Raw genomic sequence first — 14,746 nt, 5'->3', positions numbered from 1 at the left:
CGATCCCGGATTGTGACTGCATAACTGGCAGTCTAATTAATCCACCCGCGCGAATACATGGCTAAACTTAAGCGTTACCGCATTTTCACCTCATAAACGAAGGCCGTCATGAGCAAACGCCTTGCATCGATCACGCCGGTCGCACTCGACGACACCGACCGCGCACTGCTCACCGCGCTCGCGCAGGACGCGCGCCAGCCGGTCAGCGAACTCGCGCGCGTCGTCGGCTTATCGGCGCCCAGCACGGCCGAACGCGTGCGGCGGCTCGAAGCGCAGGGCGTGATCGAGCGCTTCACCGTGCAGATCGATCCGCGCGCGCTCGGCTTCACGCTGCAGGCGGTAGTGCGCGTGAAGCCGTTGCCCGGGCAGCTGCATCTGGTGGAGGAAGTGATCCGGCGCATTCCGGAGTTCGTCGAATGCGACAAGGTGACCGGCGACGACTGTTTCATCTGCCGCCTGTACTTGCATTCGATCGAGCAGCTCGACGAGATCCTGTCGAAAGTGACCGAGCGCGCGGAGACCAGCACGGCGATCGTCAAGTCGACGCCGGTCGCGCGACGGCTGCCGCCGCTCGGCTAACGAAGGTCCATCGCTGGTCAAACGAAGGTCGCGCGAAGCAGCCCGGCGCTTATTGTTCGAGCGTCTCGAAAAACGACAGCATCTCGGCGACCAGTTCGTCCGGCGCTTCCTCGGGCAGATAGTGCCCGCACGATAGCGCGCGGCCGCTCACGTCGCGCGCGACATGCCGCCATTCGTCGAGCGCATCGAAGCATTTTTCGATCACGCCCTTGTCGCCCCACAGCACCCGCAGCGGACAGCCGATCTTGTTGCCGCGCTCGATATCGGCGCGATCATGTTCGAGGTCGATGCTCGCCGACGCGCGATAGTCCTCGCACATCGCGTGCACCGCACCCGGTTGCGCGAGCGCCGCCCGATACGCGTCGAGCGCGGTGGGATCGAACGGTGCGAGACCCGCATGACGTCCGCCCATCACCGCGTCGACATAGGCAGCCGGATTTGCGCCGATCAACGTTTCGGGCAGCGGCTCGGGCTGGATCAGGAAGAACCAGTGGAAGTAGTGCGTTGCGAACGCGCGGTCGGTGGCTTCGTACATCGCGAGTGTCGGCGCGATATCGAGCAGCATCAAACGCTCGACCGCGTCGGCGTGATCGAGCGCCATCCGGTGCGCGACGCGCGCGCCGCGATCGTGCGCACAGACGAGGAAGCGCTCGAAGCCGAAGTGGCGCATCACCGCGACCTGGTCGGCGGCCATCACGCGTTTCGAATACGGTGCGTGCGCGGCATCGCTCGGCGGTTTGTCCGACGCGCCATAGCCGCGCAGATCGGTTGCGATCACCGTGAAGTGCTGCGCGAGCGGCGCGGCGCAGCGTTCCCAGATCAGATGCGATTGCGGATGGCCGTGCAGCAGAAGCAGAGGCGGCCCGGCGCCGCCCTTCACTCCGAAAATGTCGACATCGCCCACGGCGACGCGAAAAGACGTGAAATTTTCGAAGGCCATGACGTCTCGTTGATCGTTTGAGGTCCGTGCATTGTAGAAGGCCAACAGGTCCGTGCGAGGTGGGATATCCCACGCAGACATGGAACCTGAATACTCCTTCGAACCCACTTCGCCTATAATCGAACGACCGTTCTTAAATGTTTGGCGCGACTTCGGCATGCCGGTATCGTTCGACTGCCACACGCATTCGCCGGTCAACACGCCGCAAGCCGTGTGCCGCTAAACTCATTCATCTATTCGCCGGGCGCACGTCGCACCGGTTGGCCCAACCTGGAGACTCGCACCATGGCATTGCCCGCCGTTCTGCAAAACCTCGCGCTGCCCGTCGTCGCTTCGCCGATGTTCATCGTCAGCTATCCCGAACTCGTGCTGGCGCAGTGCAAGGCCGGTATCGTCGGCTCGTTCCCTGCCCTCAACGCGCGCCCGGCCGAGCTGCTCGACGAATGGCTGACGCAGATCCAGGCGCAACTCGCCAGGCACAAGGCCGCGAACCCGGATGCGGTGATCGGCCCGATCGCGGTCAATCAGATCGTTCACCAGTCGAATGCGCGGCTCGAGCACGACGTGCGCGTCTGCGTCGAGCACAAGGTGCCGATCTTCATCACCAGCCTGCGCGCGCCGGCACGCGAGATCGTCGATGCGGTGCACAGCTACGGCGGCATCGTGCTGCACGACGTGATCAATCTGCGTCATGCGCAGAAAGCGCTGGAAGCCGGCGTCGACGGGCTGATTCTGGTCGCATCGGGCGCGGGCGGCCACGCGGGCACCACCTCGCCGTTCGCGCTGGTCGGCGAGGTGCGGCGCATTTTCGACGGCCCGATCGTGCTGTCGGGCTCGATCGCCAACGGCGGCTCGATTCTCGCCGCGCAGGCGATGGGCGCGGACCTCGCGTACATGGGCACACGCTTCATCGCCACCAAAGAAGCGCACGCGGTCGACAGCTACAAGCAGGCGATCATCAACGCGAAGGCGTCGGACATCATCTACACGAACCTGTTCACCGGCGTGCACGGCAACTACATCCGCGAGAGCATTACGAACGCGGGGCTCGATCCCGACGCGCTGCCCGAATCGGACAAGACCAGGATGAACTTCGGCGGCGACAAGACGAAGGCGTGGAAGGACATCTGGGGCGCGGGCCAGGGCGTCGGCCTGATGGACGACGTGCCGGACGTCGCCGAGCTCGTGCGGCGTCTGAAGAAGGAATACAACGACGCGAAGGCGCGGCTCGGCATCGCGCGCTGAGGTGAAGAACGGAGCGGGCCGGGCCGGGCCGCCCGCTCGCGGCCTACATATTGCGCCGATACTGCCCGCCCACCTCGAACAGCGCGTGGGTGATCTGCCCGAGCGAACACACGCGCACCACGTCCATTAGCACCGCGAACACGTTGCCGTCGTCGATCACCGCGCGCTTGAGGCGTTCGAGCGCCTCGGGCGCGGCGTCGCGGTGGCGCGCCTGGAAGTCGCGCAACCGCCGCAGCTGACTCTGCTTCTCCGCGTCGGTGGAACGCGCCAGCACCAACGGCCGCGGCGCTTCATGCGGATGCGCGCTCAGGAACGTATTGACGCCGACGATCGGGTACGAACCGTCATGCTTGCGATGCTCGTACAGCATCGACTCGTCCTGAATCCGTCCGCGCTGATAGCCGGTTTCCATCGCGCCGAGCACGCCGCCGCGCTCTGTCAGCCGCTCGAATTCGGCGAGCACAGCCTCCTCGACCAGATCGGTCAATTCATCGATCACGAAGCTGCCCTGATTCGGATTCTGGTTCTTCGCGAGCCCCCATTCGCGATTGATGATCAGCTGGATCGCGACCGCGCGGCGCACCGATTCCTCGGTCGGCGTCGTAATCGCTTCGTCGAACGCATTGGTGTGCAGCGAGTTGCAGTTGTCGTAGATCGCGATCAGCGCCTGCAGCGTCGTGCGGATGTCGTTGAAATCGATCTCCTGCGCGTGCAGGCTGCGGCCCGACGTCTGCACGTGATACTTGAGCTTCTGACTACGCTCGTTCGCGCCATAGCGCTCGCGCATCGCGACCGCCCAGATGCGTCGCGCGACGCGGCCGAGCACCGTGTACTCCGGGTCCATGCCGTTCGAGAAGAAGAACGACAGATTCGGCGCGAAGTCGTCGATCGACATGCCGCGTGCGAGATACGCCTCGACGTAGGTGAAGCCGTTCGCGAGCGTGTACGCGAGCTGCGAGATGGGGTTCGCGCCGGCCTCGGCGATGTGATAGCCGGAAATCGACACCGAATAGAAATTGCGCACGCCGTGTTCAACGAAATACGCCTGAATGTCACCCATCACCTTCAGGCTGAATTCGGTCGAGAAGATGCAGGTGTTCTGCCCCTGGTCTTCTTTCAGGATGTCGGCCTGCACGGTGCCGCGCACGTTTTCGAGCGCGGCGCGGCGCGTTGCGGCGAGTTCGGCTTCGGTCAACGGGCGGCCTTGCTGTTGCTCGCCCAGCGCGATCTGCTGCTCGATCGCGACGTTGAAGAACATCGCGAGGATCGTCGGCGCGGGGCCGTTGATCGTCATCGAGACCGACGTATCCGGCGAGCACAGATCGAAGCCGTCATACAGCGTCTTCATGTCGTCGAGCGTGGCGACCGACACACCCGAATTGCCGACCTTGCCGTAGATGTCCGGGCGCTCGTGCGGCTCCTCACCGTAAAGCGTCACCGAGTCGAACGCGGTGGATAGCCGTTTGGCCGGCATGCCTTCCGACAGCAGCCTGAAGCGACGATTCGTGCGCTGCGGATCGCCCTCGCCCGCGAACATGCGCGTCGGGTCCTCGTTCTCGCGACGAAACGGAAACACGCCAGCGGTGAATGGGAAATAGCCGGGCAGATTGTCGAGCATCAGCCAGCGCAGGATCTCGCCGTGATCGACAAATTTCGGCAGCGACACTTTGCGGATTTCGGAGCCGGACAGCGTCGTGACCGTCAGCGCGGTGCGGATTTCGCGCTTGCGGATGCGCACCACATGTTCGTCGCCCGCATAGGCGGCCACCGTTTGCGGCCACGCGTCGAGCAGCTTGCGTTCGCGCTCGCCGAGCGCGGCGCCGCGTTGGTCGATCAGCGCATCGAGCGACGCGGCGCCGCTGCCCGCCTCGCCGAGCATGCGGCGCGTCTCGACCAGTTGCCAGCGTTCCCGCGCGATTTGCGCCTGCGCGTCGGCGCGCGCTCGATAGCCGCGTACCGTCTGCGCGATGTCGGCCAGATAGCGCACGCGCGCGGGCGGCACGATCGCATGCAGGTTGCTCGAAAAGCGCAGGCCTTCGGTCGCGCCGAGCCGTGCGCCGCCCTCACGCAGGCCGTGCGCGCGCAGCGCATTAGCGATGCGCCGGTACAGCGCGGTCACGCCGTCGTCGTTGAAGCGCGCCGCGATCGTGCCGAACACCGGCATCGCGTCGGGCGATGTCGCGAAGTCCCCGCGATTGCGCTGCACCTGCTTCGCGACGTCGCGCAGCGCATCCTGCGCACCCTTGCGATCGAACTTGTTGATCGCGACGAAGCTCGCGAAGTCGAGCATGTCGATCTTCTCGAGCTGGCTCGCGGCGCCGAACTCCGGCGTCATCACGTACAGCGATTCGTCGACGAACGGCACGATCGCCGCATCGCCCTGACCGATCCCCGACGTCTCGACGACGATCAGATCGAAGCCCGCCACCTTGCACAGCATCAGCGCGGCGGGTAGCGAATCGGAGAGTTCGGTCGATGCCTCGCGCGTCGCCATCGAGCGCATATAAATGCGGGCGCCGTCGCCCCAATCGCCGATCGCATTCATGCGGATGCGGTCGCCGAGCAGCGCGCCGCCGGATTTTCGGCGCGACGGATCGATCGCGAGCACGGCGATGTTCAGCGTGTCGCCGTAGTCGAGCCGGAAGCGGCGGATCAGCTCGTCGGTCAGCGACGACTTGCCCGCGCCGCCGGTGCCGGTGATGCCGAGCACCGGGATGCGTGGCGCTTGCGCGAGCATCGCTAGCTGGTCGCGCGCGGCGGCGTCGACGCTGTTCGTTTCGAACGCGCTGATCAGTTGCGCGAGGCGGCGGAAGATCGGCACGGCGGAATCGGCGGGGTGCGAGCCAGCAGCAGTGCCAGCGTGCGGAGCATGGGCCTCACCGCAACGCGGCAACGGCCGCCCGGCCAGCTCGGCGAGCCATTCGCGCACCGGCGTCGGCCGCGCCGCGTCGGCCGCGCGCGCGCCTTCGACGCAGCGCGCGATCATGTCGTCGATCATGCCTTGCAGACCGAGCCGCTGACCGTCGTGCGGCGAGTAGATTTTTTCGACGCCGTCGCGTTCGAGCGCGGCAATTTCCTCGGGGACGATCACGCCCCCGCCGCCGCCGAACACCTTGATGCGCTCGCCGCCGCTTGCACGCAGCAAATCCACCAGGTAGCGGAAGTATTCGTTGTGGCCGCCCTGATAGCTCGACACGGCGACGCCGTCGGCGTCCTCGTTGAGCGCGGCGGTCGCGACTTCGGCGACTGAGCGGTTGTGGCCGAGGTGGATCACCTCGACGCCGCTTGCCTGCAGGATGCGCCGCATGATGTTGATCGACGCGTCGTGGCCGTCGAACAGTGCGGCGGCGGTGACGAAGCGCAGGCGCCGGCCCGCGGGCAGTTCGTGGCTGCCGGCACGCTGCGGCGTGGACAGATCGGTCATGTCTCCCCCAGATCATTTAACTGATGGGTGCTCACAATCAGTATATAGAAACGGGGTAACACGGCGCCGGGGCACGGGGCGGGCGATTGGCGACGGATGCTCGGTGCTTCGCGAAACGCTACCGCACCGCCAACGCCTTGATTTGGTCGAGCGACGGCCACAGCGACTCGTTTGCGAACCGCGCCGCCAGAAAATCGACGAATGAGCGCACCTTGGCCGATAGATGCCGTCGGCTCGTGTAGACGACGTGGATCGGCAGCTCCCGCGGCGGCACCTGGTCGACGAGCAGCGGCACGAGCCGCCCTTCGGCGAGATCGCTGCCGATCACCTCGGTGCCGAGCATCGCGATGCCCGCGCCATGCAGCACGACCACGCGCTGGGCCTCGAGCTGATTGACGATCAGGTTGCCCGACAGGCGCACACGCGAGCCCGCGTCGCCGGTCGCGACTTCGAGCGCCGATACGCCCGCGTACTGCAGATAGTTGTGGCGCGCGAGATCGGCGACGCTCTTCGGCGTGCCATGCTTGCGCAGATAGGCGGGCGATGCGCACAGCACCAGATGCGCGGTCGCGATCTGCCGCGCGATCAGCGACGACGACTTGAGCCCGCCCGGCGACGCGCGGATCGCGACGTCGAAGCCCTCGTCGATCAGCTCGACGACGCGGTCGGACAGTGTCATATCGACGGTGACCTGCGGATACTGCGCGGCGTAGTCCGCGACCGCGGCCATCACGTGATTCAGGCCGAACGCCGACAGCGACGACACCCGCAGCCGCCCGTGCGGCACGACGCTTGCCGCGCCGACCGCCTGGCCGGCTTCGTCGAGCTCGGTGAGCGCCTGACTCAGCCGCTCGTAGTACTCGCGGCCTGCCTCGGTCGGCGCGACGCGGCGCGTGGTGCGGTTCAGGAGCCGCGCGCCGAGCTGCTGCTCCAGATGCATCACATGCTTGCTCGCCATCGCCGCCGACATCTCCATCTTGTCCGCCGCGCCGACGAAACTGCCGGCTTCGACCACGTGGCGAAACACTTTCATGCTGACGAGGGTGTCCATCTCAGTCGCTCGCTTCAGGAATCAATCGACGTCATTTTGCCGGGTTTATCAAAAGGACGGCAGCAAACGCTCGTATCCGGCGGCACCCGAAAACGACAAAGCCCGCGTTCCGGGCGGAACGCGGGCTTTGCGGTGACACCGTGGGCCGAGATCAGAACTTCGCGCGCAACCCCGCGCCATATGTATTGCCGCTCGACTGACCGGTGATGTGGTCATACAGGTACGCGGCATAGACATCGGTGCGCTTGGACAGCGGATAGTCGTAGCCGACCGCCGCCGTCTGGCGCGTCTGGTTCGAACCGCCGCCGTTACGCGAATACGCATACGACGCCATCACCGTGCCCGGCCCGAACGGCACCGTGACGCCGCCCTGGCCCGTGTTGACGTGCCAGCTCGTGACCTGCTGGTCGTTGTACGTGTACATGTACTGGCCGTATAGCTTGACGAACTTCAGGTCGTACGACACGCCCGCCTGCGCGACGCTCTGGCTGCGCAGTCCCGGCACGCCCGACGTTTCGAAGCTGCCGAGGTCGCCCGGCACGTTGTTGAAGTTCACGTACTGGTACACCGCCGTCGCCGCGAACGGGCCATGGAAGTACAGCACCTGGCCGCTCCACTTCTTCGCGCCGTTCTGGGTCGTGTTGCCGAGCGCGTACATCGCGGTCGCCGAAAGGCCGTTGAAGTTCGGCGACGTATACGACACCGCATTGTTCCAGCCCGAGTCGCCGGTCACGCCCTGGTCGGTCGTGTAGGTCGGGAAGGTGCCGAGGCCGAGGTACACGTGATAGACCATCGGCGAGAACACGTACGAATCGACGAACGGGTTGAACAGGATCGTCGACACGAACAGCGGCGTCGTCAGGCGGCCGGCGGTCACCGTGCCGTACGGCGATTCGATGCCGACGTACGCATTGCGCGAGAACGTCGTGTCGCCGGTGAAGCGACCGTACTCGCCGGTTTGCGCGCGGAAGAAGCCTTCGATAGTGAAGATCGCCTTGTAGCCGTTGCCCAGATCCTCGGTCCCCTTGAAGCCCCAGTACGACGTCGACATGCCGCCGCCCGATACGACCGCCGCGGTCTGGCCGCCCGGAAACTTCTGCGAGCCGACCCATTCGTCGACCTGGCCGTAGAGCTGCACGCTCGATTGCGCGAACGCCGACGACGCGCTCGCCAGCGCGGCGACGCATGCAGTGGCCTTGAGAGTAGTCTTCAGCGCGCTGCTGAGGCTTGTATTCATGGGTTCTCCATTCTTTGTCAAAAGGGTGTGGCTGTGCGAAAGGGGGCGCTCGCACGAAACGTCGTTGTTATCCGTTTGATCGTCGAGTCAATCTGGGCGGGTCCCATCTTTGCGGACCATTTTTATAAACAAAAATATCGCTGCTTATTGCGGGTATATCGGTCTGATTAGTTTGGTTGGTTATCGGCTTGATATGACGCTTCAGAGCGGACTAGCGCCGCCCCCTGGACGCAATGCGGCATGCGGCGAACCGCGCGCCACAGCGTGCGTGAACGCCTTAAATGACGGGCCGATGACGCGACGCGGCAGAATGCCAAGATTTGACGCTGACCGGTAATTCGATGCCGGGTGTTTTCAAAAAAGTGTGGCGTCGAAACGTCAGATTCGGGGCTACGGCGCAGAGGAAGGCGCGCGAAGCCGCGCGAGGGATCGCGGGAAGGATCTGGAAGACGGGTTTCGGGACTGCGGTTGGGGCGGTGCGGTGGTTTGCGAAATCGCGCTCAGCTAATTCCGGTACGGTGAACCGCCCGGCTGACGCGGATCGTCGGCTGGGCGTTGCATCGGGCGCGCTGCGCCACGCTCTTCGTTGTAGCGGGCGACGTCGGCGCGGATCGAGCCGTTGCGCATCGGCATGTTGGACGGGGGATGCGGCACCGGACGCGATTCCGCGCTGACCGGCGTGATCGCGCCCGCATAGCCGGACGGATCGCCGACGCGGCGCATGCCGGACTCGTAGCTGCCGAGGCCATAACCGAAATTGGCGTCCGCGATATTCGGGTTGCCGCGCTGCGCGCGTGCGTCACGAGAAGCCATCGCACCGCGCGAGCCGCGCGGAGCAGGTGCGCCGCCCGCACCGGCATAACGGCCGTCGCCACGCATCTCCATGCGCGGCGCGCGCCCGGCAGTGTCGCGCGAATAAGCGCCGCCCGCGGCGGCACCGCCGCCATGCGGCCCACCCGGCTCCTTCGCATAGGCGAACGAGCACAGCACGGCGATGACCGCGCCCCACGCCCAGTGTCTCGTTCTCGACAACGCGTCCACCTGTGACTCTCACGCCCGAAGACTTGCCTGAAATCCACCGTTCGAGCTGCGATGGACCTGTTGCGGGAGGAGAAAAGCGCCGCGTTCCTGTCGCGGCGCAGGGCATCCCTGCGGCCTTTGAACGAGTAATTTATGGTCGGGGGCAGAGGGTGTCGAGCCAAAAAGTGTTAGGTCTCGTCGGTGGATGTAACACGCTGTTACTGCGGCGTTTTCCGCGCCGGAGCCCTCTTGCGGACGCGCCTCGGCGGCTTGCTGGCCGGCGTTTTCGCCTGGCCCGCGCGGGCGCCGTTTGTTGCAAATAAACGCCGCTTGCAACGTCAATGGTTAAACGGTTTGTCGCGAGAAAGCACCTCGCCAATACTGAAACCTGGCGCGTCGCACGAATGGGCTCGGCCTGATTGGAGAGTCGATGCGCAAACTTCATTAATCGATTCGGCAAATGAATTTGCGTTTTCAATCGGCTTTCGACAACAATAGCCGCTTTCCATTGGCATGGACCACGCCTGACAGACCCGTCCCATGCTTACACCGCGTCATTGAATCGAGATTGCGACATGGCCCGCCCGAAATTCCTGCCCGATAACTTCACCCTGTGCCTCGTCGGCACCGTGATCCTCGCCAGCTTCCTGCCCGTTCATGGACAGGCCGCCGCGGGGTTCAACTGGGTGACGAACATCGCGGTCGGCCTGCTGTTCTTCCTGCACGGCGCCAAGCTGTCACGCGAGGCGATCATTGCGGGCGCGACGCACTGGCGCCTTCATCTCGTGGTGCTGCTGAGCACGTTCGCGCTGTTTCCGCTGCTCGGCCTCGCGCTTAAACCGGTCCTTTCGCCGCTGGTCACGCCGTCGCTCTACGCCGGCGTCCTCTTCCTCTGCACGCTGCCGTCGACGGTCCAGTCGTCGATCGCGTTCACGTCCATTGCCAAGGGCAACGTGCCGGCCGCGGTATGCAGCGCGTCCGCCTCGAGCCTGCTCGGCATCTTCGTCACTCCAGCACTCGTCAGCGTCATCGTGACGAATCAGGCCGCGAGCGGCGGTGCGTCGCCGTGGCATACGACCGGCAAAATCGTGCTGCAACTGCTCGTGCCGTTCGTTGCCGGCCAGCTGCTGCGCCCGCTGATCGGCAAGTGGATCGAGAAGAATCGCGGCGTGCTGAAGTTCGTCGACCAGGGCTCGATCCTGCTCGTCGTGTACGGCGCGTTCAGCGAGGCCGTCACCGAAGGCCTTTGGCACACGATTCCGCTGTCCGCGCTCGGCGGCCTCGTCGTGGTAAACGCCGTGCTGCTCGCGCTCGCGCTGGCCGTGACGATCTTCGCGAGCAAGCGGCTCGGCTTCAGCCGCGCGGACCAGATCACCATCATCTTCTGCGGCTCGAAGAAGAGCCTCGCCGCCGGCGTGCCGATGGCCAAGGTGATCTTCGCGTCGCATGCGGTCGGCGCCGTGGTGCTGCCGCTGATGCTGTTCCACCAGATCCAGCTGATGGTCTGCGCCGCGCTCGCGCAACGCTGGGGCGCCCGCGACCTCAGCGGCGAGAGCAATGCCGCGGCGCGGCGACCCGCGGCCGCCGTCGCGCGCCGTTGAAAACACACGCAATGCAAACAGGACATTCATAAGCGCCCTCCCTGAGCGTCGTTTTGATCGTGTGAAGCAAGCCGCCTTCGGGCGGCTTTTCTTTTGGCTCTTCACTGGCCTTTGTCGTTATTTCACGCGCAAACGCTCTCGCTGTCGCCTCGGCCGGATGGCATAGGACGATTCTCGAACCGTCTCGAAAACGGCGGCCCGCCTACTGTTTAGGCATTTTTACTAAACAACTTAATTTCCAACAAGTCCATAAAATACGGGTATTTACTGGCGTCATGCTGGCGTTTTTCGAGCGGCTCTAGCTACGTTTTACTATACAATCGCCCGACCTGAACCCGTGCTGCCTCGCCTCGCGCGGCAGCTTCATTCGATGGCCACAACCATCCGCGACGTCGCCCGCGCGGCCAGCGTTTCGATCGGCACCGTGTCGCGCGCGCTCAAGAATCAGCCGGGCCTTTCCGAGGCCACGCGCGAACGCGTCGTCGAAGCGGCGCGCCAGCTCGGCTACGACTCGGCGCAGCTGCGTCCGCGCATCCGCCGGCTAACTTTCCTGCTGCATCGTCAGCACAACAACTTCGCCGCGAGCCCGTTCTTCTCGCACGTGCTGCACGGTGTCGAAGACGCGTGCCGCGAGCGCGGCATCGTGCCGTCGGTGCTGACTGCCGGGCCGACCGAGGACGTGATTCACCAGATGCGCCTGCACGCGCCCGACGCCGTCGCGATCGCCGGCTTCGTCGAGCCCGAAACGCTCGCCACGCTGGTCGCGATGCAACGCCCGCTGGTGCTGATCGATCTATGGTCGCCGGGCTTGCGCTCGGTCAATCTCGACAACGCTGGCGGCGCCACGCTCGCAATGCGCCATCTGTTCGCGCAGCAGCGCAAGCGCGTCGCGTTCATCGGCGGCTCGCTCGCGCACTTCAGCATCGCCGAGCGCGCGCTCGGCTACCGGCGCGCGTTCTTCGAAGCGGGGCTGCTGTTCGATCCGTCGCTCGAAGTGAACATCGACGCCGGGCTCGATCCCGACACCGGCGCCGCGCGCGCGATGCAGCGCCTGCTCGACGCGCCGGGCCCGCGCCCCGACGCCGTATTCGCGTTCAACGACGCCGCCGCGCTTGCCGCGCTGCGCGTGTGTCTCGCGCGCGGCTTCAGCGTGCCCGACGACATCGCGATCATCGGTTTCGACGACATCCCCGCCGCCGCCCACGCTACCCCGCCGCTATCGACGATCGCGGTCGACAAGGAAGCGCTCGGCCGACGCGGCGTCGAACTGCTGCTCGAAGACTCGCCCGCCGAACTCGAAGTCCGCTTGCCCGTTCAACTCGTTGCCCGTGCCAGTACTTTGGTGAAAACGCCATGACGCTAACCGATCCGCTTCAACTTTCCAGCGACGCCGCGAAGGCGCCGCCGTTCGCCAGCTTCCGCAAGCGCGAGTTTCTGCTCACGCACATCGAAGACACGCTGCGCTTCTATGCGCCGAACGTGCTCGACCCGAGCGGCGGCTTCTACCACTTCTTGCGCGACGACGGTTCGATCTACAACCGCACCACGCGCCACCTGGTCAGCAGTTGCCGCTACGTGTTCAACTACGCGATGGCGTACCGGCAGTTCGGCGACCCGAAGCACCTCGAATACACGCGCCACGGCCTGCGCTTTCTGCGCGACGCGCACTGGGACTCGCAGCACGAGGGCTACGACTGGGAAATCGAATGGCGCGACGGCAAACAGCGCACGCTCGACGCGACGCGCCACTGCTACGGCCTCGCGTTCGTGCTGCTCGCGTACTCGCACGCGGCGATGGCCGGCATCGAGGAAGCGAAGCCGATGATCGGCGCGACCTTCGAGCTGATGGAGCACCGCTTCTGGGACGCCGCCGCCGGCCTCTATGCCGACGACGCGTCGGCCGACTGGCGTGTCAGCACGTACCGCGGGCAGAACGCGAACATGCATACCACCGAGGCGCTGCTCGCCGCGCACGAAGCGACCGGTCATCTGGTGTATCTCGATCGCGCCGAGCGCGTGGCGTCCAATATCACGCTGCGCCAGGCGAAGCTGTCGCAAGGGCTCGTGTGGGAGCACTTTCACGCGGACTGGTCGGTCGACTGGCATTACAACGAGGAAGACAGCTCGAACATCTTCCGTCCGTGGGGCTTCCAGCCCGGTCATCAGACCGAATGGGCGAAGCTGCTGCTGATTCTCGAACGCTTCCGTCCGCTGCCATGGCTGCTGCCGCGCGCGATCGAACTGTTCGACGCCGCGATGACGCACGCGTGGGACGAAGACCACGGCGGCCTCTACTACGGCTTCGGCCCCGACGGCACCGTGTGCGATCACGACAAGTACTTCTGGGTGCAGGCCGAAACGTTCGCGACCGCCGCGCTGCTCGGCAAGCGCACCGGCAACGAGCGCTTCTGGGACTGGTACGACGAGATCTGGCGCTATGGCTGGACGCACTTCGTCGACCACAAGTACGGCGCCTGGTATCGCATCCTCACCTGCGACAACCGCAAGTACAGCGACGAAAAGAGCCCGGCCGGCAAGACCGACTATCACACGATGGGCGCGTGCTACGAAGTGCTCGCCCACGCGCTCGGCGAAAACGCTGCGGCTGAATCAGCCGCTCCCGCCGCAGCGGCTTCCGCGGAGAAAGCACAATGAGCGCGACGACCAACCTCCCCGTTTTCGTATCCGCCGGCGACATCCTGACCGATCTCGTGCGCACCGGCGCATCGCACTGGCTGTCGCGTCCGGGCGGCGCGGGCTGGAACGCCGCGCGCTGCGTCGCGCGGCTCGGCCTGCCGACCGCGTGCGCGGGCTCGCTCGGCGTCGATAACTTTTCCGACGAGCTGTGGGACGCGAGCGTCGCGGCCGGCCTCGACATGCGCTTCCTGCAGCGCGTCGAGCGCCCGCCGCTGCTCGCGATCGTGCATCAGACGCATCCGCCCGCGTACTTCTTCATGGGCGAGAACGGCGCCGACCTCGCGTTCGAGCCGGCGAAGCTGCCCGCCGGTTGGATGAACGCGGTGAAGTGGGCGCACTTCGGCTGCATCAGCCTCGTGCGTCAGCCGCTCGGCGACACACTGGCGCAACTCGCCGCCGAGTTGCGTTCGCACGGCGTGAAGATCAGCTTCGATCCGAACTATCGCAACCTGATGGAGCACGGCTACGAGCCGACGCTGCGCAAGATGGCGGCGCTCGCGGATCTGATCAAGGTATCGGACGAAGACCTGCGCATGATCTTCAAGACCAGCGACGAAGCCGCCGCGCTCGCGCAATTGCGCGCGATGAATCCCGCCGCCAGCGTGCTCGTCACGCGCGGCCCCGAAGCGGCGATGCTGCTAAACGGCGCCGCGGTGATCGAGGCGAAGCCGCCGCGCGTCGAAGTGGTCGATACGGTCGGCGCGGGCGATGCGTCGATCGGCGGTCTGCTGTTCAGCCTGATGAGCGCGCCGCAACGCGGGTGGCCCGAGCATCTCGCGTTCGCGCTCGCGGCCGGCGCGGCGGCTTGCGGGCACGCCGGTGCGCACGCGCCGACGCTCGACGAGGTGGTCGCGCTGCTATAACACGCGGCGCTGTAATTCTGCTGCCTTGGGGGGCGCGTAGCGTAACGGATGTCGAGCACGTCGCGCGGCGCGAAGCCGCCCCAGGGCGG

Annotated in this window: 11 protein-coding genes; 6 read left to right on the top strand and 5 right to left on the bottom strand. The window is 65.5% G+C overall.

Annotation, left to right across the window (positions count from 1 at the left end):
- Positions 1 to 108: 108 nt before the first annotated feature.
- Positions 109 to 579, top strand: coding sequence for an Lrp/AsnC family transcriptional regulator (locus tag HWY30_RS03345; RefSeq protein WP_090802753.1), 471 nt, complete (start codon positions 109 to 111; stop codon positions 577 to 579).
- A 49-nt stretch (positions 580 to 628) separates the two neighbouring features.
- Here HWY30_RS03345 and HWY30_RS03340 read toward each other — a convergent pair whose 3' ends face one another.
- A complete protein-coding gene (locus HWY30_RS03340; protein ID WP_090802751.1) occupies positions 629 to 1,519 on the bottom strand; it encodes an alpha/beta fold hydrolase in 891 nt (296 codons plus the stop codon).
- A 285-nt stretch (positions 1,520 to 1,804) separates the two neighbouring features.
- Here HWY30_RS03340 and HWY30_RS03335 point away from each other — a divergent pair, with 285 nt between their 5' ends.
- Positions 1,805 to 2,764: an NAD(P)H-dependent flavin oxidoreductase gene (locus HWY30_RS03335; RefSeq protein WP_090802749.1), complete on the top strand. Its 960-nt coding sequence runs from the start codon at positions 1,805 to 1,807 to the stop codon at positions 2,762 to 2,764.
- 43 nt (positions 2,765 to 2,807) lie between these two features.
- Here the strand turns inward: HWY30_RS03335 and icmF are convergent, their stop codons facing one another.
- From icmF to HWY30_RS03315, 4 genes are all read right to left on the bottom strand, one after another.
- Positions 2,808 to 6,188 carry a fused isobutyryl-CoA mutase/GTPase IcmF gene (gene icmF / locus HWY30_RS03330; protein ID WP_090802748.1) on the bottom strand — a complete coding sequence of 1,127 codons (3,381 nt, stop codon included), beginning with the start codon at positions 6,186 to 6,188 and terminating at the stop codon, positions 2,808 to 2,810.
- 118 nt (positions 6,189 to 6,306) lie between these two features.
- Positions 6,307 to 7,239: a LysR family transcriptional regulator gene (locus HWY30_RS03325; RefSeq protein ID WP_090802746.1), complete on the bottom strand. Its 933-nt coding sequence runs from the start codon at positions 7,237 to 7,239 to the stop codon at positions 6,307 to 6,309.
- 151 nt (positions 7,240 to 7,390) lie between these two features.
- Positions 7,391 to 8,476 (bottom strand): porin, encoded by a 1,086-nt coding sequence (locus HWY30_RS03320; RefSeq protein ID WP_090802744.1) that lies wholly within the window; start codon positions 8,474 to 8,476, stop codon positions 7,391 to 7,393.
- 504 nt (positions 8,477 to 8,980) lie between these two features.
- Entirely contained in the window at positions 8,981 to 9,517 is a 537-nt protein-coding gene (locus tag HWY30_RS03315; protein ID WP_167368616.1) for a hypothetical protein, read from the bottom strand.
- A gap of 554 nt (positions 9,518 to 10,071) precedes the next feature.
- On the opposite strand from HWY30_RS03315, the gene HWY30_RS03310 reads away from it, so the two are divergent.
- The 4 genes from HWY30_RS03310 (at position 10,072) to HWY30_RS03295 (ending at position 14,657) form a co-directional block, all read left to right on the top strand.
- Positions 10,072 to 11,097, top strand: coding sequence for a bile acid:sodium symporter family protein (locus HWY30_RS03310; RefSeq protein WP_090802743.1), 1,026 nt, complete (start codon positions 10,072 to 10,074; stop codon positions 11,095 to 11,097).
- A 370-nt stretch (positions 11,098 to 11,467) separates the two neighbouring features.
- Positions 11,468 to 12,454, top strand: a complete 987-nt coding sequence (locus HWY30_RS03305) for a LacI family DNA-binding transcriptional regulator (RefSeq protein ID WP_090805561.1) — start codon at positions 11,468 to 11,470, stop codon at positions 12,452 to 12,454.
- Complete coding sequence (locus HWY30_RS03300) at positions 12,451 to 13,752, top strand: AGE family epimerase/isomerase (protein ID WP_090802741.1); 1,302 nt, start codon at positions 12,451 to 12,453, stop codon at positions 13,750 to 13,752. Before HWY30_RS03305 ends, HWY30_RS03300 begins: the two co-directional genes overlap by 4 nt.
- Complete coding sequence (locus HWY30_RS03295; protein WP_090802739.1) at positions 13,749 to 14,657, top strand: carbohydrate kinase family protein; 909 nt, start codon at positions 13,749 to 13,751, stop codon at positions 14,655 to 14,657. Before HWY30_RS03300 ends, HWY30_RS03295 begins: the two co-directional genes overlap by 4 nt.
- The last annotated feature ends 89 nt before the right edge of the window (positions 14,658 to 14,746 follow it).

This window comes from Paraburkholderia tuberum STM678, assembly GCF_902833905.1.
Classification (GTDB): domain Bacteria; phylum Pseudomonadota; class Gammaproteobacteria; order Burkholderiales; family Burkholderiaceae; genus Paraburkholderia; species Paraburkholderia tuberum.
The sequence above is the reverse complement of the archived record's forward strand: the minus strand, read 5'-3'. Positions and strand labels throughout refer to the sequence as shown.